This window comes from Sphingomonas endophytica (assembly GCF_001476895.1).
In the GTDB taxonomy this organism is placed as follows: Bacteria; Pseudomonadota; Alphaproteobacteria; order Sphingomonadales; family Sphingomonadaceae; genus Sphingomonas; species Sphingomonas endophytica_A.
Genome location: NZ_LDTB01000255.1, coordinates 1 through 703, shown reverse-complemented (window position 1 = coordinate 703; position 703 = coordinate 1). Strand labels below are relative to the sequence as shown.

Below are 703 nucleotides of genomic sequence, written 5' to 3'. Positions count from 1 at the left end.
GCCATGGCGAGGCGGCGGGTGTGCACGCTGTCGATGCGGCCCAGCGTGATCAGCTTCTCGACGACCGGACGCAGGTCCTTCGCCTTCGGCAGGGTGGTGATGATCTGCTCGTGCTTGATCAGCGCGGCGGACATGTTGGCGAACATCGCCTTGCGATGCTCGGCGGTGCGGTTGAAACGGCGGCCGCGATAGGCGTGACGCATGGTGCTGGCTTCCTTCTGGTCTCGGCCGCCGTGCCACGGTACGGCCGGGTGCCCCGTTGAGGCTGTTGCTCTCCGCTTGACCCCGCGGCGGGATTTTGCGGGACTTCGCGTCGGCTCGGCGCGGTTCCGGGTCTCGGTCGGCCCTACGAGCGGCGCCGCCTAGCGCCGCCCAGTTCGGCCCGAGGCGGCTGCGCCTCTCAGTAGTGTTCTTCGAAGCGCTTGGCGAGATCCTCGATGTTCTCCGGCGGCCAGCCGGGGATGTCCATGCCGAGGTGCAGACCCATCTGGGCCAGCACTTCCTTGATCTCGTTCAGCGACTTGCGGCCGAAGTTCGGGGTGCGGAGCATTTCCGCTTCCGACTTCTGCACGAGGTCGCCGATGTAGACGATGTTGTCGTTCTTCAGGCAGTTCGCCGAACGCACCGACAGCTCGAGCTCGTCGACCTTCTTGAGGAACGCCGGGTTGAACGCGAGATCGGGGATGATCTCCTGCGTGACTTC

Annotated in this window: 2 protein-coding genes; both read right to left on the bottom strand. The window is 65.7% G+C overall.

The window, feature by feature from the left end; genetic code table 11:
• Nucleotides 1-203, bottom strand: a 203-nt coding sequence (locus NS334_RS17065; protein WP_275044703.1) for a bL17 family ribosomal protein, incomplete at its 3' end; no start/stop codon positions are given.
• A gap of 197 nt (nucleotides 204-400) precedes the next feature.
• Nucleotides 401-703, bottom strand: a 303-nt coding sequence (locus NS334_RS17060; protein WP_275044702.1) for a DNA-directed RNA polymerase subunit alpha C-terminal domain-containing protein, incomplete at its 5' end; no start/stop codon positions are given.